Genomic DNA, 23,116 nt, shown 5'->3' with positions numbered 1-23,116 from the left:
TTGCTCACAATAATCATAAGATCGGAGTGAACCCATGAAGCTGCCATTCGCCGCACGTCTTCTTGCTGTCGCTATGCTGGCTGCCACAGCCGCCGCACTACCTGTCTCCTCGGCGTTCGCCGAATCTGCAGAAAAGCCCAAAGTCGCGCTGGTCATGAAATCTTTGGCCAACGAATTCTTCCTGACCATGGAAGACGGCGCCAAGGCCTACCAGAAAGAACACTCCGCCGATTTCGATCTGATCTCCAACGGCATCAAGGACGAAACCGACACCGCTGGCCAGACTCGCATCGTCGAACAGATGATTCTGGCCAAGGTGAATGCGCTGGTGATCGCGCCTTCTGACTCCAAGGCCATGGTGCCAGTGATCAAGAAGGCCGTAGACGCCGGTATCACGGTGATCAACATCGATAACCAGCTCGATCCTGCCGTGGTCAAAAGCAAAAACATCAACGTGCCTTTCGTAGGTCCGGACAACCGCAAGGGCGCACGTCTGGTGGGCGAATACCTGGCCAAGCAACTGAAGGCGGGCGACGAGGTCGGCATCATCGAAGGCGTGTCCACCACCACCAACGCGCAGGCACGTACGGCCGGCTTCAAGGACGCGATGGAAGCCGCACAGATCAAAGTGGTCTCGCTGCAATCCGGTGACTGGGAAATCGACAAGGGCAACAAGGTTGCCGCTTCGATCCTCAGTGAATACCCCGATGTCAAAGCACTGCTGGCTGGTAACGACAGCATGGCGGTCGGCGCCGTTTCCGCAGTCCGTGCCGCTGGCAAGGCAGGGCAGGTGAAAGTCGTCGGTTACGACAACATCAATGCCATCAAGCCAATGCTCAAGGACGGTCGTGTGCTGGCCACTGCTGACCAGTTTGCTGCAAAGCAGGCCGTGTTCGGCATCGAAACCGCGCTGAAAATCATCAAGGGCGAGAAAGTCGACAGCGGTGCCAACGGCGTGATCGAAACACCGGTCGAGCTGGTCACCCAGTAAGTCATCTGGCGACACAACGGCGCTCGTCCGTCCGGGCGAGCGCATGGAGATTTCTATGTCAGTTTCCGCCCCGAACGCTGTCCTCTCGGTCAGCGGTATCGGCAAGACCTATGCGCAACCGGTGCTCACCGGCATCGATCTGACGCTGATGCGCGGTGAAGTACTGGCGCTGACCGGCGAAAATGGTGCCGGCAAAAGTACCCTGTCGAAGATCATTGGTGGTCTGGTCACACCCACTACCGGCCAGATGCAATTCCACGGCAAGGACTACCGTCCGGGCAGCCGTACCCAGGCTGAAGAGCTTGGCGTGCGCATGGTCATGCAAGAACTCAATCTGTTGCCGACGCTGTCGGTGGCGGAAAACCTGTTTCTGGATAATCTGCCGAGCAGCGCGGGCTGGATCAGTCGCAAGCAATTGCGCAAGGCGGCGATCGAAGCCATGGCGCAAGTCGGCCTCGACGCGATCGACCCGGATACGCTGGTCGGCGAGTTGGGCATCGGTCATCAGCAAATGGTCGAAATCGCGCGCAACCTGATCGGCGATTGCCACGTATTGATCCTCGATGAGCCGACCGCGATGCTCACGGCGCGCGAAGTCGAAATGCTCTTCGAGCAGATCACGCGACTGCAGGCTCGCGGCGTTTCCATCATTTATATCTCTCACCGCCTCGAAGAACTGGCGCGTGTGGCGCAACGCATTGCTGTGCTGCGTGACGGCAATCTGGTCTGCGTCGAGCCGATGGCCAACTACAACAGCGAGCAACTGGTCACCTTGATGGTCGGTCGCGAACTGGGCGAACACATCGACATGGGGCCGCGCAAGATCGGCGCTCCGGCGCTGACGGTCAACGGCCTGACGCGTTCTGACAAGGTCCGCGATGTTTCCTTCGAGGTGCGCGCCGGCGAGATTTACGGCATTTCCGGATTGATCGGGGCAGGGCGCACGGAGTTGCTGCGGCTGATCTTCGGTGCCGATGTTGCCGACAGCGGCACCATCGCGCTCGGCTCGCCGGCCAAGGTTGTGAGTGTTCGCTCGCCTGTCGATGCGGTACGCAACGGCATTGCGCTGATCACCGAGGATCGCAAGGGCGAAGGGCTGCTGCTCAGTCAGTCGATCAGCGCCAACATCGCCTTGGGCAACATGCCGGAAATCTCCAGTGGCGGTTTCGTCAACAACGGCGACGAAATTTCCTTGGCGCAACGTCAGATCGAGGCCATGCGCATCCGCAGCTCGAGCCCTACGCAGTTGGTTTCGGAGCTGTCCGGCGGCAATCAGCAGAAGGTCGTGATCGGTCGTTGGCTGGAGCGCGACTGTTCAGTGCTGCTGTTCGACGAGCCCACTCGCGGAATTGATGTCGGTGCCAAGTTCGACATTTACGGTCTGCTCGGCGAGCTGACCCGTCAGGGCAAGGCGCTGGTGGTGGTGTCCAGCGACTTGCGCGAATTGATGCTGATCTGTGATCGGATCGGCGTGCTCTCGGCGGGGCGGCTGATCGACACCTTCGAGCGCGACAGCTGGACCCAGGATGATTTGCTTGCCGCCGCTTTCGCCGGCTACCAGAAACGTGATGCGTTGCTCAATGAAGCAGCGCCTAGGGATCTCCCATGAAAACTGCATCTTCTGCCAGTAAACGTAGTGGCAATTTCTTCGGCCTGGGTACTTATCTGGGCCTGGCCGGTGCCTTGCTGGCGATGATTGCGCTGTTCTCGGTCCTGAGCAGCCATTTTCTCTCGTACAACACTTTCAGCACCCTGGCCAACCAGATTCCCGACCTGATGGTGCTGGCGGTAGGCATGACCTTTGTGCTGATCATCGGCGGTATTGATTTGTCCGTCGGCTCGGTGCTGGCGCTGGCCGCATCGACGGTCAGCGTTGCGATTCTCGGCTGGGGCTGGAGCGTTCTGCCGGCTGCGCTGCTCGGCATGGCCGTGGCGGCTCTGGCCGGGACCATCACTGGCTCGATCACCGTGGCCTGGCGGATTCCGTCGTTCATCGTCTCCCTCGGCGTGCTGGAAATGGCCCGCGGTGTGGCATATCAGATGACCGGGTCGCGTACTGCGTACATTGGCGATGCGTTCGCCTGGCTGTCGAATCCGATCGCGTTCGGCATTTCCCCGTCGTTCATCATCGCTTTGCTGGTGATCTTCATTGCGCAGGCGGTTCTGACCCGCACGGTTTTTGGTCGTTATCTGATCGGCATCGGCACCAACGAAGAGGCCGTGCGTCTGGCCGGGATCAATCCCAAGCCCTACAAGATTCTGGTGTTCAGCTTGATGGGGCTGCTGGCAGGTATCGCTGCGCTGTTTCAGATTTCCCGTCTGGAAGCCGCGGACCCGAACGCAGGTTCCGGACTGGAACTGCAAGTGATCGCGGCCGTGGTTATCGGCGGCACCAGCCTGATGGGCGGGCGCGGTTCGGTGATCAGCACTTTCTTTGGTGTGTTGATCATTTCCGTACTCGCGGCCGGTCTCGCGCAGATTGGTGCGACGGAGCCGACCAAGCGCATCATCACCGGCGCGGTAATCGTTATCGCTGTGGTGCTCGACACCTATCGCAGTCAACGCGCCAGTCGCCGGGGCTGAACCATGGCAACGATCAAGGATGTAGCGGCGCTCGCGGGCATTTCCTACACGACCGTGTCCCACGTGGTGAACAACACCCGTCCGGTCAGTCAGGAAGTGCGGCGTAAAGTCGAGGCGGCGATCAAAAGTCTCGACTATGTACCCAGTGCCGTGGCGCGCTCGCTGAAAGCTAAGACCACCGCGACCATCGGCTTGCTGGTGCCGAACAGTCTCAACCCATACTTCGCCGAACTGGCGCGGGGAATCGAGGATTACTGCGAGCGCAACGGATATTGCGTGATCCTCTGTAACTCCGACGACAACCCGGACAAGCAGCGCAGCTATTTGCGTGTGTTGCTGGAAAAGCGCATCGACGGTTTGATCGTCGCCTCTGCTGGCGGTGACAGTGGTCTGGCGCAAGGGCTGGCAGGCGTGAAGACGCCGATGGTCATCGTCGACCGGGGCCTGGAAGGTGTGAATGCCGATCTGGTGCGCATCGACCACGAATACGGCGCTTATCTGGCAACCCGCCACCTGCTCGAGTTGGGGCATCGCGACATCGCCACGATCGGCGGTCCAGCCAGTACCAGCGTGGCGCAAATGCGTCAGGCCGGTTATTGCCGAGCGCTGCAAGAGGCGGGAATCGAGGTGCGCGAAGAGCGCATGCTGGAAAGCGACTTCACCAGCACCGGCGGTTACAACGCCGCGGCCCGGCTGCTTGAAAGCAATCCGCCCAGTGCGATTTTTGCCGGCAACGACATGATTGGCATCGGTGTGCTGCGTGCGGCGGCTGAACGGAATGTTCGGGTGCCGGCCGAGCTGTCGGTGATCGGCTTCGATGACATTCAGATGAGTCGTTATGTCTATCCGGCGTTGACCACGGTCGGCCAGTCGATCCTGCAACTGGGCGAGATGGCCGCCGAAGTGCTGTTGCGCAGAATTGCTGCGCCGGACTCGGGCACCGATCAACGCATCGTGACCCCGAGTATTGTCCTGCGCGAATCGACCGCGCCGCTGTCCGGCGTGTTTACCGAATATCGCTGAAACCGAATTGATGAGTAGTGATGTATGCCAGCAAATGTAGTGGTAATAGGCAGCCTGAACATGGACCTGGTCACCCGGGCGCCACGACTGCCGCGCGGCGGTGAAACGCTGATTGGTCATTCCTTTGCCACGGTGTCGGGCGGCAAGGGCGCCAATCAGGCGGTTGCGGCTGCTCGTCTGGGTGCGCAGGTGGCGATGATCGGCTGCGTGGGCCATGACGACTACGGCGTGCGATTACGCGATGCCTTGCTCGCCGAGGATATCGACTGCCAGGCTGTCAGTGTCGTAGAGGATTCCAGTGGCGTCGCGCTGATTGTGGTGGATGACAACAGCCAGAACGCCATCGTGATTGTCGCTGGTGCCAACGGCGCGATGACGCCGGCGGTAATCGAGCGCTTTGACGCGATTTTGCAGGCCGCCGATGTAGTGATCTGTCAGCTCGAGATTCCCGATGCGACGGTCGGGCATGCGCTCAAGCGTGCACGTGAACTGGGCAAAACCGTGATTCTTAACCCGGCGCCAGTCAGTCGCCCTTTGCCGGCAGACTGGTTTGCCGCGATCGACTACCTGATTCCCAACGAGAGCGAAGCTGCAGCGTTGAGCGGTTTGGCTGTCGACTCGCTGCAGTCGGCAGAAACGGCTGCCAGCCAATTGATCGCCATGGGTGCCGGTAAAGTCATCGTCACCTTGGGCGCGCAGGGTTCGTTGTTCGCCAATGGCAAGGGCTTCGAACATTTCCCCGCGCCGACCGTAAAGGCAGTGGATACCACCGCGGCGGGTGACACCTTTGTCGGCGGTTTCGCCGCAGCGCTGGCCAGTGGCAAATCCGAGGCAGAGGCGATTCGCTACGGTCAGATCGCCGCTGCATTGTCGGTTACCCGTGCAGGTGCGCAACCGTCCATTCCAACCATGTCCGAAGTACAGGCGTTCAGACCCGCATGAAAAAGACTCCATTACTCAACGTCGCGCTGTCGCGACTGATCGCTTCTCTTGGTCACGGTGACATGGTCGTGATTAGCGACGCCGGTTTGCCTGTGCCGCCGGGTGTCGAATTGATCGATCTGGCGCTGACCCATGGCATCCCTGATTTTGTCAGCACGCTGAAAGTCGTGCTCAGCGAGATGCAGGTGGAAAGCCATGTGCTGGCCAAGGAGATTTTCGACAAGCAACCGACGGCACTGGGCGATCTGAATGCTTTGAACGAAGAGGGAGCGCTGGGCCGTAGGGATCTGCTCACTCATGAGCAGTTCAAGGTGCTTAGCCGACAGGCCAGGGCGATCATTCGTACAGGAGAATGTCAGCCGTACTGCAACATCGTTCTGGTCGCCGGGGTTACATTCTGATTTCCGATCTCACCTGCACAAGGAATGCGCTATGCAACGCTATGCTGAAAAACTCCATCAACTGCTTCGGGGTCTGCTGCTTTTGTCTGTGATTACTGCGACCGGCGCTCAGGCGGCGGAAAAGATCGACCTGATCATCGACACCGATCCAGGCGCTGACGACGTGGTCGCCTTGCTCTTTGCCCTGGCTTCGCCGGATGAATTGAATATCCGTGCCTTGACCACCGTCGCGGGCAATGTGCGCCTGGACAAGACCTCGCGCAACGCGCGGCTGGCTCGCGAATGGGCAGGGCGCGAAGACGTGCCGGTTTACGCTGGCGCACCGAGGCCGCTGATGCGCACGCCGATCTACGCCGAGAATATTCATGGCAAGGAAGGCCTGTCGGGCGTGACGGTTCACGAACCGAAGAAAGGCCTGGCGAAAGGCAATGCGGTCAATTATCTGATCGACACCCTTAAATCCGCCAAACCGCACAGCATCACTATCGCCATGCTCGGCCCGCAGACCAACTTGGCTCTGGCGTTGATCCAGGAACCGGAAATCGTTCAGGGCATCAAGGAAGTGGTGATCATGGGCGGGGCGCATTTCAACGGTGGCAACATTACCCCCGTCGCTGAATTCAACCTGTTCGCTGATCCTCAGGCGGCTGAGGTGGTGCTCAAGAGCGGGGTGAAACTCACCTATCTGCCGCTGGACGTGACCCACAAGATCCTGACCAGCGATGCACGCCTGAAGCAGATCGCCGCGCTGAACAACAATGCGAGCAAAATCGTCGGCGACATTCTCAACGAATACATCAAGGGCGATATGGAGCACTACGGCATTCCCGGCGGCCCGGTGCATGACGCGACCGTTGTGGCATACCTGCTCAAGCCTGAGCTGTTCACCGGCCGTGCGGTCAACGTCGTGGTGGATAGCCGTGAAGGACCGACATTCGGCCAGACCATCGTTGACTGGTACGACGGTTTGAAAGCACCGAAGAACGCGTTCTGGGTCGAAAATGGCGATGCCCAGGGATTCTTTGACCTGCTGACCGAGCGCTTGAAGCGTCTGAAATAAGTCGTAAACCCGCAGGCTGTTGTCTGCGGGGTTTCACTGTGCCTGTTCGGCCTGACCGATCGGATAGCGTTCGAATACCTGATTGATGAAATGTTGCGCCGCTTCTATCCCCAACTCCTTGACCAGTAGATCGATGCCGATCAGCGCCAGTTCTTCCGTCGTGCCGGGGCTGTAAGAGCTGTGTCCTTCGGCCCATTTGGCGTTGATGGCGGCGTCGATGCTTACACTGGTCATGAGGAGGCTCGAAAGGTCAGGATGTCTGTTTTTCGAGTTAACCATTTTGCGCGGCGTTTGGCACTGCGACTTAGGCATGAGCGGAGTGCTATGCGACACTTGGTCTTTTCCGGCTTGCCAAGGACCCTGTTGTGCAGATCGATCTGAATAGCCCTGACGGCCTCACACTCGAAGCAGTGCGCCAATTGCTCGCCTCGGCCAGTGACGACGTACACAACCAATTGCGCGTGACCAAAGACGGCATCGCCTATCTGTCCACCGTGACCGGTGGGCAGGATATCGACGGTCTTCTTTTTCGCCTGGAAACCTGGGCAAAGGGCTCCGGCTATGTGGGTAACGTCGCAGCCAGCGATGAAGTCTGGGTGATGCAGATTTACAACGCGCTCAAGGACAACTGGCCGAATCCGCCGTATGACTACATTGACGTTTATTGAGCGTCGTTAATATTCAGTCACGATTGTTTGCTGAGTCGCCGCGCGCAGCTCAGGCACACTCGGCATTTTTCCGCTCGTGGGGCAGGGCATGGCTTGAGCCTTGAAACCAAACGCCGCATTGGCGGTCGCACGATCTCTGCTTAAACATTTGAAAACAAGGAGGCTTCATGCCTTTGAAGTTCGCGACACTGGGTGCACTTATGGCCGCTGCGCTATTGGCTGGTTGCAGCACAACCTCCAGCGATTCGGCAAAGGAACCCGTGGCGGCTGAATCGGGAAGCAGCCGCTGCGAAGCATCGGCAGCGCAATTCGCCATCGGCAAGAAGGCATCCCCTGAATTGCTGGATCAGGCACGTGCCAAGGCTGGGGCGCAAAATGCGCGCTTCCTCAAGCCAAACGACATGATCACCCTGGAATACCGCTCCGATCGCCTGAACCTCAATACCGACAACAACCTGGTGGTTACCCGCGTCAACTGCGGCTGAGCACTTTGTCCAAGACATAAAAAACCCCGTCACCAGGACGGGGTTTTTTTAGTGCGCCGAGAAATTACTCTGGGCGAACCTGTGCAGCTTGCATACCCTTTTGGCCTTTCTCAGCCACGAAAGAGACGGTCTGGCCTTCTTTCAGGCTTTTGAAACCGTCGGATTCGATAGCTTTGAAGTGTACGAACAGGTCGTCACCGCCACCTTGAGGAGTGATGAAGCCGAAGCCTTTTTCATCGTTGAACCATTTAACGGTGCCGGTTTGGCGATTAGACATGGTGTATCTCCAAGAAACATATATTTTCAGTAGTACTGTGCTGCTCAGGCCAACTGGGCACACCCGGGTATCATAGTCGAAATGTTCGCTTTGGGAGCCCCCCGGACGTGCTGTTTGCCAATCAGTCGTGTTTTCTTTACCACCCGTTTCTGCTGAAAGCCCCGGATTGAAAGGCTTTCAGCGAAACGTAAAGACGATAAAAAAACCTGTAAAACCTGCATAAATCGTCTGAAAAGGCTCATTTCCAGCACTTTTTTCCGTCTTTCAGCCGATGTTAATACCCGGTTTTCTTATTTTTTCGGGGCGGTATTTGCCTTGCATTTGGCGATCTGGCCAAGGGCTTTCTGTTGCAATTCAGGAGTCGCCTTGTTGTCCATCAGCGCCTGAATGTCGCTGGCCGGATAGGACTTGATGGCGTCAGCACCACAAGCGCAGTGGGATTTCGCTGCGGCAGCACCAATTTGCTGGGTGGCAGCCTGAGTGCACTGGGCCATGTACTTCTCGCGCTCGCCTTTCGGCCAGTCGGCATGGGCGCTCAATGGCAGCAGCATAACGACGGGGGCGACGACGGCGAATAAGGTTTTCAGACGCATGCGAGGATGCTCCTTGTGGGTCAATGTCTTGTTATCTGAGGGCGCAATGGCCTATCAAGTTCAGCACTCTGGCATAAAAACGGACATTTCGCCTTCTGCCAAATCAGGGCTCAAGCGACCGCTCATCTGTGCTAGCATGCCGGGCTCAAGCGTTCTCAGGCTTCGGATGACCTTCAGTCCCGAAGCGGTCGGCGTGCGAATTTTTCCGATTTGAATCCCAGTCACTCTGGTTCGGTTTTCCGGTTGGCCGCAAGGCTCCTGCCGCTGTAAGGCAGGCGTTCGTCATTGAATGGCCTGGATCGGATCTTGTACTGGCTCATCCCAACCCACGTGACCTTTGGTAGGGGTCACCACTAGGAGAGGAGGCGCCATGCCAACTATTACTCTTCCCGACGGCAGTCAACGTTCATTCGATCACCCGGTTTCCGTAGCCGAGGTCGCCGCATCCATTGGTGCAGGTCTGGCCAAGGCGACGCTCGCGGGCAAGGTCAATGGCCAACTGGTCGACGCCAGCGACATCATCAGCAGCGACGCGACCCTGCAAATCATTACGCCAAAGGATGAAGAGGGGCTGGAGATCATTCGCCACTCTTGCGCGCACCTGGTTGGCCATGCGGTCAAGCAGCTGTACCCGACCGCGAAGATGGTCATCGGCCCGGTCATCGACGAAGGCTTCTATTACGACATCGCCTACGAGCGTCCTTTCACGCCGGAAGACATGGCGGCCATCGAACAGCGCATGCAGCAGCTGATCGAGAAGGATTACGACGTCGTCAAGAAAGTCACTCCGCGCGCCGAAGTGATCGAAGTGTTCAAGGCTCGCGGCGAAGACTACAAGCTGCGTCTGGTCGAAGACATGCCGAACGAGCAGGCCATGGGTCTGTACTATCACGAAGAGTACGTCGACATGTGCCGCGGTCCGCACGTGCCGAACACGCGTTTCCTGAAATCCTTCAAGCTGACCAAGCTGTCGGGCGCCTACTGGCGTGGCGACGCCAAGAACGAGCAGTTGCAGCGCGTCTACGGCACCGCCTGGGCTGACAAGAAGCAACTGGCGGCGTACATCCAGCGCATCGAAGAAGCCGAGAAGCGCGATCACCGCAAGATCGGCAAGCGTCTGGGCCTGTTCCATACCCAGGAAGAATCCCCGGGCATGGTGTTCTGGCACCCGAATGGCTGGACTCTGTACCAGGTGCTCGAGCAGTACATGCGCAAGATCCAGCGCGACAACGGCTACCTTGAGATCAAGACTCCTCAAGTCGTCGACCGCAGCCTGTGGGAAAAATCCGGGCACTGGGCCAACTATGCCGACAACATGTTCACCACTCAGTCGGAAAACCGCGACTACGCCATCAAGCCGATGAACTGCCCGTGCCACGTGCAGGTATTCAATCAGGGCCTGAAAAGCTACCGTGAGTTGCCGATGCGTCTGGCCGAGTTCGGTGCCTGTCACCGTAACGAGCCATCGGGTGCGTTGCACGGCATCATGCGTGTGCGAGCGTTCACCCAGGACGACGCGCACATTTTCTGCACCGAAGAGCAGATGCAGGCCGAGTCCGCTGCGTTCATCAAGCTGACCATGGACGTCTATCGCGATTTCGGCTTTACCGAAGTCGAGATGAAACTGTCCACTCGTCCGGAAAAACGCGTCGGCTCCGATGAGCTGTGGGATCGCGCTGAAGCAGCATTGGCTGCAGCCCTTGATTCTGCTGGCCTGCCGTACGATCTGCAGCCGGGCGAGGGCGCTTTCTACGGGCCGAAGATCGAGTTCTCGCTGAAAGATTGTCTCGGTCGCGTCTGGCAGTGTGGTACCTTGCAGCTCGATTTTAACCTGCCTGTCCGTTTGGGCGCTGAATACGTCTCTGAAGACAACAGCCGCAAACACCCTGTGATGTTGCACCGAGCGATCCTCGGTTCTTTCGAGCGTTTCGTCGGGATTCTGATCGAGCACTACGAAGGTGCTTTCCCTGCGTGGCTCGCGCCGACCCAGGCGGTGATCATGAATATCACTGATAAACAGGCAGATTTTGTTGCAGAGGTTGAAAAAACTCTCAACGAAAGCGGATTTCGTGCCAAGTCCGACTTGAGAAATGAAAAGATCGGCTTTAAAATCCGCGAGCATACTTTGCTCAAGGTTCCCTATCTTTTGGTTATCGGAGATAAGGAAGTCGAGATGCAGACTGTCGCTGTGCGTACTCGTGAAGGTGCTGACCTGGGCTCGATGCCCGTCGCCCAGTTCGCTGAGTTTCTCGCGCAAGCGGTTTCCCGGCGTGGTCGCCCAGATTCGGAGTAATTATTATTAAGCGTGAAATGAGACAAGATAAACGAGCTGCACCGAAAGCCCCGATCAACGAGAATATCTCGGCACGCGAGGTTCGGTTAATTGGCGCTGATGGCGAGCAGATTGGCATCGTCTCGATTGATGAAGCGCTTCGTATCGCTGAAGAAGCAAAGCTTGATCTGGTGGAAATTTCCGCAGACGCAGTCCCGCCTGTTTGCCGGGTGATGGACTACGGCAAGTCGATCTTCGAGAAGAAGAAGCAGATTGCCGCGGCAAAGAAAAACCAGAAGCAGATTCAGGTTAAAGAAATCAAGTTTCGTCCAGGGACGGAGGAAGGGGATTACCAGGTAAAACTGCGCAACCTGGTACGTTTCCTGAGTGACGGGGACAGGGCCAAGGTATCCTTGCGATTCCGCGGCCGTGAGATGGCCCACCAGGAGCTGGGGATGGAACTCCTCAAGCGGGTTGAACAAGACCTGCTCGAGTACGGTTCGGTCGAACAGCATCCTAAGATGGAAGGACGCCAGCTGATCATGGTCATCGCCCCGAAAAAGAAGAAGTAATCAACAGGGCACGGCAGGCCTTCTGATTATGTTTATCAACTGAATGCGGAGTATCCGAACATGCCAAAAATGAAAACCAAAAGTGGTGCTGCCAAGCGGTTTCTGAAAACTGCTAACGGCATCAAGCACAAGCACGCTTTCAAGAGCCACATCCTGACTAAAATGTCGACCAAGCGTAAGCGTCAACTGCGCGGTAGCAGCTTGCTGCATCCGTCTGACGTGGCAAAAGTCGAGCGCATGCTGCGCCTTCGTTAATTTAGTCAAGAATAGAGGAAGTAACTCATGGCTCGTGTAAAGCGTGGCGTCATTGCCCGTAAGCGTCACAAAAAAATTCTGAAACTTGCTAAAGGCTACTACGGCGCACGCTCCCGCGTATTCCGTGTTGCCAAGCAAGCGGTAATCAAGGCAGGCCAGTACGCCTACCGTGACCGTCGTCAGAAAAAACGTCAGTTCCGCGCTCTGTGGATCGCTCGTATCAACGCTGGTGCTCGTGTTAACGGTCTGTCCTACAGCCGTTTCATCGCTGGCCTGAAAAAAGCGTCCATCGAGATCGACCGCAAGGTTCTGGCTGATCTGGCAGTGAACGAAAAAGCGGCGTTTGCTGCGATTGTCGAGAAAGCTAAAGCCACCTTGGCTTAAGTACCCCCGACAGTCACCCGGCCTCACCTCTGTGGGGCCAGGTGTTAAACGTCATAAATAGGGGAAGAGCCTTCAAGCTCTTCCCCTATTTTGTATCTGGAGTCTGTACATGGAAAACCTGGATGCGCTGGTCTCTCAAGCACTAGAGGCTGTGCAAAGCGCTGAAGATATCAATGCCCTGGAGCAAATCCGGGTTCAATACCTTGGCAAAAAGGGCGAATTGACTCAGGTGATGAAGACCCTGGGGAATCTGCCGGCAGAAGAGCGTCCGCAAGTCGGCGCGCTGATCAACGTTGCCAAGGAACGTGTTACAGGCGTTCTCAATGCGCGCATGGCATTGTTTGAAGAAGCCGAACTGGCTGCCAAACTGTCTGCCGAATCCATCGACGTGACGTTGCCGGGCCGTGGCCAGACCTCTGGCGGTCTGCATCCGGTCACCCGGACTCTGGAGCGCGTCGAGCAGTTCTTCACCCGCATTGGCTACGGCATCGCCGAAGGCCCTGAGGTCGAAGACGACTACCACAACTTTGAAGCGCTCAACATCCCAGGCCATCACCCGGCCCGGTCGATGCATGACACCTTCTATTTCAATGCCAACATGTTGCTGCGCACCCATACCTCGCCGGTACAGGTCCGCACCATGGAATCCAAGCAGCCGCCGATCCGCATCGTCTGCCCGGGCCGCGTCTATCGCAGCGACTCCGATATCACCCATTCGCCGATGTTCCACCAAGTCGAAGGCCTGCTGGTCGATCGCGATATCAATTTTGCCGATCTCAAAGGCACCATCGAAGAATTCCTGCGGGTGTTCTTCGAGAAAGAACTGGCCGTGCGTTTCCGTCCTTCGTACTTCCCGTTCACCGAGCCATCCGCTGAAGTCGATATGGAATGCGTGATGTGCAGTGGCAAAGGCTGCCGCGTCTGCAAGCAGACTGGCTGGCTGGAAGTGATGGGCTGCGGCATGGTTCACCCGAACGTGCTGCGCATGTCCGGCATCGACCCGGAAGAGTTCTCCGGCTTTGCCTTCGGCATGGGCGTCGAGCGTCTGGCCATGCTCCGTTACGGCGTGAACGACTTGCGTCTGTTCTTCGACAACGACTTGCGGTTCCTCGCGCAATTTCGCTAGTCGTAACGAATTCTTAGGAGAGCAGGATGAAATTCAGTGAACAATGGCTGCGTGGCTGGGTTAGCCCGCAGGTAGATCGCGATGAGCTGGTTGCTCGTCTGTCGATGGCCGGTCTTGAGGTCGATAGCGTTACTCCGGCCGCCGGCGTATTCAGTGGTGTGGTGGTGGGCGAGGTGCTGAGCACCGAGCAGCATCCGGACGCCGACAAATTGCGCGTATGCCAGGTCAGCAATGGCGCGGAAACCTTCCAGGTCGTGTGCGGTGCGCCAAACGTGCGCCCGGGCCTGAAGATTCCGTTCGCCATGATCGGTGCCGAACTGCCGGGCGACTTCAAGATCAAGAAGGCCAAGCTGCGTGGCGTCGAGTCGAACGGCATGCTGTGCTCGCAGGCAGAGCTGCAGGTCGGTGAGGGCAACGACGGTCTGATGGAGCTGCCGGCTGATGCGCCGGTGGGCGAAGATTTCCGTGTGTATCTGGATCTGGAAGACGCCAGCATCGAGGTCGACCTGACCCCGAACCGTGGTGACTGCCTGTCCCTGGCCGGTCTGGCCCGTGAAGTCGGCGCGCTGTACGCCGTGCCGGTAACCCGTCCTGTGGTGGCTGCGGTTGCAGCGGTACACGACGAAGCCCGTTCGGTCGAGGTGCTGGCCCCAGCGGCCTGCCCGCGTTATCTGGGCCGGGTCATCCGTAATGTCGACCTGTCGAAGCCAACTCCGCTGTGGATGGTTGAACGTCTGCGTCGCGCCGACGTGCGCAGCATCGACGCTGCCGTCGACATCACCAACTACGTGATGCTCGAGCTCGGCCAGCCACTGCACGCTTTCGATCTCGCCGAAATCCATGGCGGCATTCGTGTGCGCATGGCTGAAGAGGGCGAGAAGCTGGTTCTGCTTGATGGTCAGGAAGTCAGCCTGCGTAGCGATACGCTGGTCATCGCTGACCACACTCGTGCACTGGCGATCGCCGGCGTCATGGGTGGCGAGCACAGCGGTGTTTCCGCGACCACGCGCGATGTGTTCCTGGAATCTGCGTTCTTTGATCAGATTGCTGTTGCCGGCAAGGCACGTTCCTACGGCTTGCACACCGACGCTTCGCATCGCTACGAGCGTGGCGTTGACTGGCAGCTGGCCCGTGAAGCCATGGAGCGCGCCACTGGCCTGCTGCTGGAAATCACTGGTGGCGAAGCTGGCCCGATCATCGAGACCGTCAGCGAGCAACACCTGCCATCGATTGCACCGATCACTTTGCGTGCTCAGCGCATCGCGCAGATGCTAGGCATGGAGATGGATTCGGCACAGGTCGAGCGTCTGCTCAGTGCCTTGGGCCTGAACATCACCGCTGACGGGGAAGGGCAATGGCGCGTTGAAGTGCCAAGCCACCGCTTTGATATCAGTCTGGAAGTCGACCTGATCGAAGAGCTGGCGCGTCTGTACGGTTACAACCGTCTGCCGGTTCGTTACCCGCAAGCGCGTCTGGCGCCACAAGCCAAGGCCGAAGCGCGTAGCGATCTGCCTGAGTTGCGTCGTCTGCTGGTTGCTCGTGGTTATCAGGAAGCGATCACTTACAGCTTCATCGATCCGCGTCAGTTCGAATTGTTCAATCCAGGCGTCGAGCCGCTGTTGCTGGCCAATCCGATCTCCAACGATATGGCAGCCATGCGCTCGTCGCTGTGGCCAGGTCTGGTCAAGGCGTTGCAGCACAACCTCAATCGTCAGCAGGATCGCGTGCGTCTGTTCGAGAGCGGCCTGCGCTTCGTTGGTCAGCTTGAAGGCCTGAAGCAAGAGCCGATGTTGTCCGGCGTTGTTTGCGGCAGCCGCTTGCCGGAAGGCTGGGCTCAGGGCCGCGACACCGTCGACTTCTTCGACGTCAAGGCTGACGTGGAAGCGGTATTGGGTTTTGCCGGTGCCTTGGATTCGTTCACGTTTGCTCCGGGCAAACACCCAGCGCTACATCCGGGCCAGACCGCGCGCATCGAGCGTGATGGTCGCGAAGTGGGCTTCATCGGTGCAATTCACCCTGAGCTGTCGAAGGCGCTGGGGCTGGATCGTCCGGTGTTCGTCTTCGAGCTGGTTCTGGCGGAAGTGGCGCTCGGTAAAATGCCGAAATTCCACGAGTTGTCGCGCTTTCCTGAAGTGCGTCGTGACCTTGCACTGATCGCGCACAAAGACGTCGCGGCCTCGGCTGTGCTGGACGTAATCCGTGAAAATGCAGGCGAATGGCTCACAGAGCTCAGGCTGTTTGACGTGTATCAGGGTAAAGGTATTGATCCTGATAGAAAAAGCCTTGCAGTTGGCTTGACCTGGCAGCATCCATCGCGCACTCTTAATGACGATGAGGTGAATTCGACGACGCAAAATATCCTCACCTCGCTCGAACAAAGGTTGAACGCCACGTTAAGGAAGTGACGTATGGGGGCTTTGACGAAAGCTGAGATGGCGGAACGTCTGTATGAAGAGCTGGGCCTGAACAAGCGGGAAGCCAAGGAATTGGTAGAACTGTTTTTCGAGGAAATCAGGCACGCTCTTGAAGACAACGAGCAGGTCAAATTGTCCGGTTTCGGCAATTTCGACCTTCGGGACAAACGCCAGCGGCCTGGCCGCAACCCGAAAACGGGGGAAGAAATCCCGATCACGGCTCGCCGTGTGGTCACCTTTCGTCCAGGGCAGAAGTTGAAGGCCCGAGTTGAGGCTTATGCTGGAACCAAGTCATAACGACGAGCTACCCGTCATCCCGGGCAAACGCTACTTCACCATTGGTGAAGTCAGCGAGCTGTGTGCCGTAAAGCCACACGTGCTGCGCTATTGGGAGCAGGAGTTTCCTCAGCTCAACCCCGTCAAACGCCGCGGGAACCGCCGGTATTATCAGCGCCAGGACGTGCTGATGATCCGGCAGATCCGCGCGCTCCTTTACGATCAGGGTTTCACCATCGGCGGCGCACGTCTGCGTCTGTCCGGCGACGAAGCCAAAGACGATACCACCCAGTACAAACAGATGATTCGGCAGATGATTGCCGAATTGGAAGATGTCCTGGTGGTGCTCAAGAAATAAAAAGCGGCGTTTGAATACTTCCAGTTTTCAAAAGCTTGCGATATATTCTTGAGCGTTCTTCGAGGTGAAGAACGAGATGCAACATCAGTCGGGGCGTAGCGCAGTCCGGTAGCGCACTAGCATGGGGTGCTAGGGGTCGAGTGTTCGAATCACTCCGTCCCGACCATATATTTCAATGACTTAGGCCAATGTTCACAGCATTGGCCTTTTTCATGTGTGTGAGATTTGCGGGGCTACTTCGATCACGGCTGCGGCTAGCACCCTCAAGCGTTTGAGTTAATGAAAATGTCCGCTCGTCGAGCAAACAGCACTCCTCGTGCTCCGAGCTCCTCTCACTTATTAAGCGCAGCCCCTGCGCCATTGACGGGAGAGAATGATGATCGACGACAACAACGGCCCTGAAGCGCCATATCCGGGACCAGGCGAGCAAACCCCTGACTCTGGCGAGGGTCATGATTCCGGACTTGAGCAAGCTGACTCTGAGCCCAAGCAAGGTACCGACGAACGACCAGAGGACTGGAATCCGCCACCCGGCAATCCTGGCTCTGATCAAGATGCGCAAACGGGTCGCGACAACGGCGGCGCGAAATAGACGCATTGAATTCATATCGTGTACGAGACCCGGCCATCGCGCCGGGTTTTTTATTGCCACCGAATCCGCTATCAACGTAGCCGGGATGTATATGGAGACGGTCATCTGGGTTCCAAGGGCGAAGCCGAGCGGCGCCGGCGCCTGAATGATTGATCCAGGCGCCGGCAACAAGCATGTTTACTCGACGATGCAGATCCAGCGATGGTTGTATCGATAGGGTGCGCGGGTGAAATGGACGTCTGAGACCATTTTCATGCCTCGCTCTTGGAGCGCTTCGGTCAGTTGTACGAGTGTCTCTGCCTGGATAGTCATTGCTGTCACCTCGTCAGATTTACTGCGTTCATAATTCTTGACCGAGGGATCAGGCGGCTAATTCATTTTTTCTACGGTATTCATTGACGGGGTGTGAGCATGAATGCCGCCTTACTTTGTGCTCGCTACCTCGCCCCATTCAAGTCCGAACCGCCCCAAGTACTTTCTCAAACGATCTGCATCATTGGGTTGCGCCTTGGCCTGCCGGGAAACACCGAACAGCTGTCGGCCGGCGTCGGACAGGCTGTCCGCCTGCTGGCACACCTCAATGACAGCCTTCAACTGCAAGCGGTCGAACAAGTCCATGCTCTGTCCATCTCCCGGCAAATCAGCTGCAGAGGGTTGCGCCAAGCTCCACGCATACCGCAATCGATCGATCTCATCATCTACCTGCGCTTCATCGATGCGGCCGCTGTCGGCCAAAGTCGCCATCCGCGTAATCGATGCGGACAGTTCGCGAAAGTTGCCCAGCCAGGCTGCTTCGCGTGAGCTGGCAAAAGCCAGGTAGCGTCGGCGTGCCTCGAGATTGAAACGCACCCGCTCACCCTGTTCGCGAGCATGGCGTTCCAGTTCGAAGTCGATGTTTGGCTCGATATCCTCGCGGCGGCCGGCGAGGCCGGGCAGGTCGAATGTCCAGAGGTTGATCCGTGCGTACAGGTCCTCGCGAAAAAGGCCTTCGGCGACCCGGCTGCGCAGGTCGCGGTGGGTGCCAGCGATGATCAAAAAATCACTCTCGACTTCCTTGTCCGAGCCCAGCGGGAAGAAGCGTTTCTCTTCGATTGCCTTTAACAGCATCGCTTGTTCGTCTGCGCCGAGCTCGCCGATTTCATCGAGAAACAACATCCCGCCATCGGCGGCGCGCAGCAGGCCATCGCGTGAGTTCTGCGCGCCGGTGAAAGCGCCTTTGACGTGGCCGAACAAGGCCGACATCGCGCCGTCGCCACGCAAAGTGGCGCAGTTGACTTCGACAAAGCGTCCCTGCATTTGATGACGGTTACGTTTGAGTTCGTAGATGCGTCGAGCCAGGAAGGATTTGCCGGCGCCGGTCGGGCCGATCAGCAGCATGGGGGCTTTGGAGCGCAGCGCAACGCGCTCGATCTGTTCAATGGAGCGGTTGAAGGCCGGGTTGCGCGTGGCGATGCCGGACTTGAGAAATTCCAGGCCTTCGAGGCGTTTGGTGGCGAAGCGTGAGGCGATGCGATCATAGCGCGACAGGTCGAGATCGATCAGCGCATGCGTGCCGCAGGCGGGTTCGTTATCGTTCTTGCGCTTGGCGGGGGAGGTCTGGATCAGTCGGGCCGGCAGATAGCGCGCCTCGGTGAGCAGGAACCAGCAGATCTGTGCGACGTGGGTGCCGGTGGTGATGTGGACGAGGTAATCCTCGTGCTCGGTGTCAAAATTGTACGCAGTGGTGAAGTCGTGCAGGGCGCCGTACACCTCCTCGAAATCCCAAGGATTGCGCAGCGACATTGGATGCAGGCGCACTTCGGTGCTCGGAGAAATCTGCTGGATGTCCGCTCGGACACGCTCGGCGAGGCTGACGTCGCGCGCGTCGAGGCCGTGAATCAATTCAAGCCGATGGATAGGAAGGTCTGTTTGTTGGCACAGACCTACGCTAGGTCGCCAGTAATTCCAACGGCTGGCACCTTTGCCGACGCGATCCAGGGTGGCTCCGATAAATCCGATGGCGACCGTGCGTTTGTTGGGCATGCTTATCTCATAAGATAAATGACGATATGCAATGATAATTTTGCTGGTTGGATTTGTCTTCCATGGATTATCGAGACTCGTCGTATCAGATATAAAAGCTATTAAAATCAAAAAGATAGCAGAAACAACCGTGGCCGCATCCAAAGCTGGCACAGCGGCTGCAGTGCTGATGGAAACGAACATGGACACCAAGATATGAAAGACCAAACCTATCAGCTTCTCGAAGTCGCCAATGGCAAACCCATCAAACTCTGGACCGAAGGCGTTCCGGTTGAAAACGAAGCCCGCGCACAGTTGATGAACACGGCAAAAATGCCGTTCATCTTCAAGCATCTGGCGGTGATGCCCGATGTGCACTTGGGCAAGGGCTCGACAATTGGCAGCGTGATTCCAACGGTCGGCGCGATCATTCCGGCGGCAGTGGGTGTCGACATCGGTTGCGGCATGATCGCTGCGCGTACGTCGCTGACGGCTGCAGATCTGCCAGACAACCTGCATGGATTGCGTACTGCGATCGAACAAGCGGTGCCGCACGGCCGCAGTTCGACTCGTTCGCGGCGAGACAAAGGCGCGTGGGATGAGATTCCTCAGCAAGCCGATCAGGCCTGGGCGGGGTTGCAGCCGCGTTTCAAACTGATCACCGACAAGTATCCGAAACTGGCCAACACCAACAACCGTGGGCATTTGGGGACGCTTGGCAGCGGCAACCACTTCATTGAAGTGTGCCTCGATGAAGCCAATCGGGTCTGGTTCATGTTGCACAGTGGCTCGCGGGGTGTCGGCAACGCCATCGGCAACCTGTTCATCCAGATGGCCCAAGCCGATATGCGTCAGCACATCGCCAACCTGCCAGACCGTGACCTGGCCTACTTCGAAGAAGGCAGCCGACATTTTGATGACTACGTGGAGGCGGTGGGCTGGGCGCAGGATTTTGCCAGACAGAACCGTGAACTGATGATGCGCGCAGCGATTCAGGCTACGCGGCAGATCATCCGCAAACCTTTCGAGGTCGCGCTGGAAGCGGTCAACTGCCATCACAACTACGTGCAGAAGGAGCGGCATTTTGGCCAAGACGTGCTGATTACCCGCAAAGGCGCGGTGTCAGCGAAGAAGGGCGAGCTGGGCATTATTCCGGGCTCGATGGGGGCGAAGAGTTTCATTGTGCGCGGTCTGGGCAACGAAGAATCGTTCAGTTCCTGCAGTCATGGCGCCGGGCGCACCATGAGCCGCACGAAGGCCAAGAATACCTTCACCGTCGCCGATCAGATTCGCGCCACCGCCCACGTGGAATGCCGCAAGGACGAAGCGGTGATTGACGAAATTCCGATGGCCTACAAGGACATCGACAAAGTCATGCACGCCCAGCGCGAGCTGGTGGAAGTGCTGCATACCCTGCGTCAGGTGGTGTGCGTTAAAGGATAACGACTGCCGTGCTGGATAGGGCATTTGGAACCTCCGTCGTCCGGCACTGCACCGTTTCATCGCGGCTGAGCTGGACCGCAAAGTCCTGACATTACTCAGAGCTCAGCAAGATTCGTGACGGCAGTATCGGTACCTCAGGGATATCGTCGGGCTGTATGCATAAGGATTGGCAATGAAAGAAATAATTGAACTGGACGGCGCCATTGGTGGCGGTCAGGTGTTGCGCAGTGCGCTGAGCCTGTCGATGGTGACAGGCCGGGCGTTTCGTATTAAACAGATCCGCGCCAGACGCAGCCGTCCGGGATTGCTGCGTCAACATCTGACAGCCGTGATGGCGGCGGCCGAGGTTTGCGGCGCACAGATATCGGGTGCGCACTTGGGTTCACAGGCTTTGAGCTTCGAACCGCGCGAAATTCGTGCCGGCGATTTCAGGTTCGCCATCGGCACGGCCGGCAGTTGCACGCTGGTGTTACAGACTTTGTTGCCAGCCCTGTTGCAGGCGCCTCAAACCAGTCGGGTGACGATCTCCGGTGGCACGCACAATCCGCTGGCACCGCCGACGGATTTCCTCTCGCGCAGTTGGCTACCGCTGCTGCGGCGCATGGGCGGCAATGTCGAGCTGGAGTTGCTGCGTCATGGTTTCGTACCGGCTGGCGGTGGCGAGATTGCCGTGACGGTGCAGCCGTCGCGCCTGACGCGACTGGATGTGTGTGAGCGCGGCGAGGCGATTTCACGGCAGGCTCTGGCGCTGACTGCCGGACTTGCGCCTACCGTCGCTCAGCGAGAACTGAGCCAAGTGGCCAAGCGGTTGAACTGGCTTGCGGAGACGCTGCAAGCGGTGACGCTTGATCCGGCACGCGGCCCGGGCAATGTGTTATTGCTGGAGTACGTTTTCGAACACGTCACTGAAGTGTTCAGCGCATTTGGCCAAGTGTCGTTACGCGCTGAGAAAGTAGCGGATGCCGCGATCAATCAGGCTGCTGACTGGCTGCGTAGTGGTGCTGCGGTCGCTGAGCACTTGGCCGATCAGTTGCTGTTGCCGATGGCGCTGGCCGGCGGTGGATCGTTCACCACGCCGCGCATGACTGATCATTTGCGCAGCAACATTGAAGTCATCCAGATGTTTTTGCCCGTCCGTATCGATTGCCAGGAGGAGGGCAGTGATCGCTTGCGTATAGCAGTTTTACAAACTCATTAGCAGCGACCTGCGATCCCGAAGGCAGTCGCAAAACTTCACTGAGAGCGCCGCTAGCCTTGAGCCATTAGCACATCCGACCTAATTGCCCCTGTTCCGGCTCGACCTTAAAGTCCTGTCGCTTGGCAGCTGACTGTCAAATTTTCCGGTACAAAATCAAAAAGGTCGATCTGCAATGAATTCATCAAGGACTATTCCGGTTCTCGCTTTAATCGCAACACTGGTCCTCGCGGTCACGGGATGCCAGACCGTGAAGCCGGGGGAGAGTGATCTCAAGAATCGCGCACAGACCTCCATCGGCAAACCCGTGATCAAGGTTTCCAACATCCGCAGCGACTTCAATACAACGTTCTACACCGCTCAAACCGAAAGTGGCGAATATACCTGCGAATTGCCGAGCGGTCCGATGGTAGCCCTGGGTTCCATGGGCATGGGACTGGGCGCTCAGTGCACCAAACAATGACCAGCCAGTCTCTTCGCCGCTAAAAAAAGGCCAATGTCGATGACATTGGCCTTTTCTCTTTAACGAATACTCGGCGCAGATCAGTTGGTTTTCGAGTTCAACTTGCGCAGTTCTTCATAGGTCGCCGATTGCACGAACCAGAAGCCGGAGACGATGCACCAGCCCAGGGTGCCGCCTACGAACATACCGAGACCCGAGAGAAAGCTCTGGCTCATCATGAAGAGGGAAACGATCAGGATGACCGCCAGTGCGATGTAGAGAACGATGTTGTTGACGCCGATGACGAAATCTTTCATTTGCATTCCTTGGATGTATTTTCCTCTGGCCGCCCTCTATGGCGGCCAGTGCGCGCATCATATTGATATCACCCGGTGTTGCGCTAGTTTCGGTGTCGGATTTTCGTTACCAAAAGCGAATCCACTCTTACTGAGCGGGTTTTTTATCTAGGTCGTTGGAATCGCTCGACGTCGCGGCATCCTTTTCTGTCTCATGCGGCTGGGAGCCTGCGTTGGCGCCTGACGACTCTTCGCCTTTCTTGTTCGCCTTCTCATCATGATCGCGAGAGCTTTCTGCATGATTGACGCCGGGCAGGGCGGTGGCGGGGGTGGCGGCGCCCGCCGTGGATTCGGCTGCCGAAACGTGAATTGGGCCGATCAGGCACAGGCTGAAAAACGACAAGGCGAAAATTTTCTTGTTCATCACGTGGGCCTTCTGCGAGGTGGAATGTACAGCGTTGGATAGG

At 57.7% G+C, this 23,116-nt stretch carries 26 protein-coding genes and 1 tRNA gene; 21 read left to right on the top strand and 6 right to left on the bottom strand.

Annotation, left to right across the window (positions count from 1 at the left end; translation table 11 throughout):
* Nucleotides 1-34 precede the first annotated feature (34 nt).
* The 7 genes from PspCFBP13508_RS22680 to PspCFBP13508_RS22650 are packed head-to-tail and all read left to right on the top strand — an operon-like array spanning nucleotide 35 to nucleotide 7,000.
* Nucleotides 35-991 (top strand): sugar ABC transporter substrate-binding protein, encoded by a 957-nt coding sequence (locus PspCFBP13508_RS22680; RefSeq protein WP_024012403.1) that lies wholly within the window; start codon nucleotides 35-37, stop codon nucleotides 989-991.
* A gap of 55 nt (nucleotides 992-1,046) precedes the next feature.
* Nucleotides 1,047-2,600: a sugar ABC transporter ATP-binding protein gene (locus PspCFBP13508_RS22675; RefSeq protein ID WP_137215735.1), complete on the top strand. Its 1,554-nt coding sequence runs from the start codon at nucleotides 1,047-1,049 to the stop codon at nucleotides 2,598-2,600.
* The gene (locus tag PspCFBP13508_RS22670) at nucleotides 2,597-3,574 is read left to right on the top strand and encodes an ABC transporter permease (protein ID WP_016774040.1); all 978 of its coding nucleotides are present in this window, start codon (nucleotides 2,597-2,599) and stop codon (nucleotides 3,572-3,574) included. Before PspCFBP13508_RS22675 ends, PspCFBP13508_RS22670 begins: the two co-directional genes overlap by 4 nt.
* 3 nt (nucleotides 3,575-3,577) lie before the next feature.
* On the top strand, nucleotides 3,578-4,597 hold the full coding sequence (locus PspCFBP13508_RS22665; protein WP_071171731.1) for a LacI family DNA-binding transcriptional regulator: 1,020 nt from the start codon (nucleotides 3,578-3,580) through the stop codon (nucleotides 4,595-4,597).
* Between the two features lie 24 nt (nucleotides 4,598-4,621).
* Complete coding sequence (rbsK, locus tag PspCFBP13508_RS22660; RefSeq protein WP_137215734.1) at nucleotides 4,622-5,539, top strand: ribokinase; 918 nt, start codon at nucleotides 4,622-4,624, stop codon at nucleotides 5,537-5,539.
* The gene (rbsD, locus tag PspCFBP13508_RS22655) at nucleotides 5,536-5,940 is read left to right on the top strand and encodes a D-ribose pyranase (RefSeq protein WP_137215733.1); all 405 of its coding nucleotides are present in this window, start codon (nucleotides 5,536-5,538) and stop codon (nucleotides 5,938-5,940) included. The genes rbsK and rbsD overlap by 4 nt, the downstream gene beginning before the upstream one ends.
* Before the next feature lie 31 nt (nucleotides 5,941-5,971).
* Complete coding sequence (locus PspCFBP13508_RS22650) at nucleotides 5,972-7,000, top strand: nucleoside hydrolase (protein ID WP_130911080.1); 1,029 nt, start codon at nucleotides 5,972-5,974, stop codon at nucleotides 6,998-7,000.
* 33 nt (nucleotides 7,001-7,033) lie between these two features.
* Here PspCFBP13508_RS22650 and PspCFBP13508_RS22645 read toward each other — a convergent pair whose 3' ends face one another.
* Complete coding sequence (locus tag PspCFBP13508_RS22645) at nucleotides 7,034-7,234, bottom strand: hypothetical protein (RefSeq protein ID WP_122506567.1); 201 nt, start codon at nucleotides 7,232-7,234, stop codon at nucleotides 7,034-7,036.
* Nucleotides 7,235-7,365: 131 nt separating this feature from the next.
* Between PspCFBP13508_RS22645 and PspCFBP13508_RS22640 the strand changes: the two genes are divergently transcribed.
* Both PspCFBP13508_RS22640 and PspCFBP13508_RS22635 read left to right on the top strand, forming a co-directional pair.
* Nucleotides 7,366-7,668 carry a hypothetical protein gene (locus PspCFBP13508_RS22640; RefSeq protein ID WP_137215732.1) on the top strand — a complete coding sequence of 101 codons (303 nt, stop codon included), beginning with the start codon at nucleotides 7,366-7,368 and terminating at the stop codon, nucleotides 7,666-7,668.
* Nucleotides 7,669-7,835: 167 nt separating this feature from the next.
* On the top strand, nucleotides 7,836-8,153 hold the full coding sequence (locus tag PspCFBP13508_RS22635; protein WP_137215731.1) for an I78 family peptidase inhibitor: 318 nt from the start codon (nucleotides 7,836-7,838) through the stop codon (nucleotides 8,151-8,153).
* 64 nt (nucleotides 8,154-8,217) lie between these two features.
* Here the strand turns inward: PspCFBP13508_RS22635 and PspCFBP13508_RS22630 are convergent, their stop codons facing one another.
* Together PspCFBP13508_RS22630 and PspCFBP13508_RS22625 are read right to left on the bottom strand one after the other, a co-directional pair.
* Nucleotides 8,218-8,430, bottom strand: a complete 213-nt coding sequence (locus tag PspCFBP13508_RS22630) for a cold-shock protein (protein ID WP_003179963.1) — start codon at nucleotides 8,428-8,430, stop codon at nucleotides 8,218-8,220.
* Between the two features lie 290 nt (nucleotides 8,431-8,720).
* The gene (locus tag PspCFBP13508_RS22625) at nucleotides 8,721-9,023 is read right to left on the bottom strand and encodes a hypothetical protein (RefSeq protein ID WP_137215730.1); all 303 of its coding nucleotides are present in this window, start codon (nucleotides 9,021-9,023) and stop codon (nucleotides 8,721-8,723) included.
* Nucleotides 9,024-9,393: 370 nt separating this feature from the next.
* On the opposite strand from PspCFBP13508_RS22625, the gene thrS reads away from it, so the two are divergent.
* The 9 genes from thrS to PspCFBP13508_RS22580 all read left to right on the top strand — a co-directional run bounded on the left by thrS (nucleotide 9,394) and on the right by PspCFBP13508_RS22580 (nucleotide 16,846).
* Complete coding sequence (gene thrS / locus PspCFBP13508_RS22620) at nucleotides 9,394-11,316, top strand: threonine--tRNA ligase (RefSeq protein WP_130911084.1); 1,923 nt, start codon at nucleotides 9,394-9,396, stop codon at nucleotides 11,314-11,316.
* Nucleotides 11,316-11,867 carry a translation initiation factor IF-3 gene (infC, locus tag PspCFBP13508_RS22615; RefSeq protein WP_169432615.1) on the top strand — a complete coding sequence of 184 codons (552 nt, stop codon included), beginning with the start codon at nucleotides 11,316-11,318 and terminating at the stop codon, nucleotides 11,865-11,867. Before thrS ends, infC begins: the two co-directional genes overlap by 1 nt.
* A 60-nt stretch (nucleotides 11,868-11,927) precedes the next feature.
* Entirely contained in the window at nucleotides 11,928-12,122 is a 195-nt protein-coding gene (gene rpmI, locus PspCFBP13508_RS22610) for a 50S ribosomal protein L35 (protein ID WP_002553160.1), read from the top strand.
* 27 nt (nucleotides 12,123-12,149) lie between these two features.
* Nucleotides 12,150-12,506, top strand: a complete 357-nt coding sequence (rplT, locus tag PspCFBP13508_RS22605) for a 50S ribosomal protein L20 (RefSeq protein WP_002553161.1) — start codon at nucleotides 12,150-12,152, stop codon at nucleotides 12,504-12,506.
* A 109-nt stretch (nucleotides 12,507-12,615) separates the two neighbouring features.
* The gene (gene pheS, locus PspCFBP13508_RS22600; RefSeq protein WP_003226365.1) at nucleotides 12,616-13,632 is read left to right on the top strand and encodes a phenylalanine--tRNA ligase subunit alpha; all 1,017 of its coding nucleotides are present in this window, start codon (nucleotides 12,616-12,618) and stop codon (nucleotides 13,630-13,632) included.
* Nucleotides 13,633-13,658: 26 nt separating this feature from the next.
* A complete protein-coding gene (gene pheT, locus PspCFBP13508_RS22595) occupies nucleotides 13,659-16,037 on the top strand; it encodes a phenylalanine--tRNA ligase subunit beta (protein ID WP_137215729.1) in 2,379 nt (792 codons plus the stop codon).
* Between the two features lie 3 nt (nucleotides 16,038-16,040).
* Nucleotides 16,041-16,343, top strand: a complete 303-nt coding sequence (gene ihfA / locus PspCFBP13508_RS22590) for an integration host factor subunit alpha (RefSeq protein ID WP_002553164.1) — start codon at nucleotides 16,041-16,043, stop codon at nucleotides 16,341-16,343.
* Nucleotides 16,324-16,680, top strand: a complete 357-nt coding sequence (locus PspCFBP13508_RS22585) for a MerR family transcriptional regulator (protein WP_003179985.1) — start codon at nucleotides 16,324-16,326, stop codon at nucleotides 16,678-16,680. Before ihfA ends, PspCFBP13508_RS22585 begins: the two co-directional genes overlap by 20 nt.
* Nucleotides 16,681-16,769: 89 nt before the next feature.
* Nucleotides 16,770-16,846: transfer RNA gene (locus PspCFBP13508_RS22580), tRNA-Pro, on the top strand.
* An 849-nt stretch (nucleotides 16,847-17,695) separates the two neighbouring features.
* Here PspCFBP13508_RS22580 and rtcR read toward each other — a convergent pair.
* A complete protein-coding gene (gene rtcR, locus PspCFBP13508_RS22570) occupies nucleotides 17,696-19,294 on the bottom strand; it encodes an RNA repair transcriptional activator RtcR (protein WP_137215841.1) in 1,599 nt (532 codons plus the stop codon).
* Nucleotides 19,295-19,489: 195 nt separating this feature from the next.
* Between rtcR and PspCFBP13508_RS22565 the strand changes: the two genes are divergently transcribed.
* The 3 genes from PspCFBP13508_RS22565 (at nucleotide 19,490) to PspCFBP13508_RS22550 (ending at nucleotide 22,374) form a co-directional block, all read left to right on the top strand.
* Nucleotides 19,490-20,716 (top strand): RtcB family protein, encoded by a 1,227-nt coding sequence (locus PspCFBP13508_RS22565; RefSeq protein WP_137215728.1) that lies wholly within the window; start codon nucleotides 19,490-19,492, stop codon nucleotides 20,714-20,716.
* 172 nt (nucleotides 20,717-20,888) lie between these two features.
* A complete protein-coding gene (rtcA, locus tag PspCFBP13508_RS22555) occupies nucleotides 20,889-21,914 on the top strand; it encodes an RNA 3'-terminal phosphate cyclase (protein ID WP_137215727.1) in 1,026 nt (341 codons plus the stop codon).
* A gap of 172 nt (nucleotides 21,915-22,086) precedes the next feature.
* A complete protein-coding gene (locus PspCFBP13508_RS22550) occupies nucleotides 22,087-22,374 on the top strand; it encodes a hypothetical protein (RefSeq protein WP_137215726.1) in 288 nt (95 codons plus the stop codon).
* A gap of 80 nt (nucleotides 22,375-22,454) precedes the next feature.
* Here the strand turns inward: PspCFBP13508_RS22550 and PspCFBP13508_RS22545 are convergent, their stop codons facing one another.
* Nucleotides 22,455-22,670, bottom strand: coding sequence for a hypothetical protein (locus tag PspCFBP13508_RS22545; RefSeq protein ID WP_016774063.1), 216 nt, complete (start codon nucleotides 22,668-22,670; stop codon nucleotides 22,455-22,457).
* Nucleotides 22,671-22,797: 127 nt separating this feature from the next.
* Nucleotides 22,798-23,073 (bottom strand): hypothetical protein, encoded by a 276-nt coding sequence (locus PspCFBP13508_RS22540; RefSeq protein ID WP_130911099.1) that lies wholly within the window; start codon nucleotides 23,071-23,073, stop codon nucleotides 22,798-22,800.
* Nucleotides 23,074-23,116: the final 43 nt, after the last annotated feature.

Origin of the sequence: Pseudomonas sp. CFBP13508, assembly GCF_005233515.1 — a bacterium.
Lineage (GTDB): Bacteria > Pseudomonadota > Gammaproteobacteria > Pseudomonadales > Pseudomonadaceae > Aquipseudomonas > Aquipseudomonas mercuritolerans.
The sequence above is the reverse complement of the archived record's forward strand: the minus strand, read 5'-3'. Positions and strand labels throughout refer to the sequence as shown.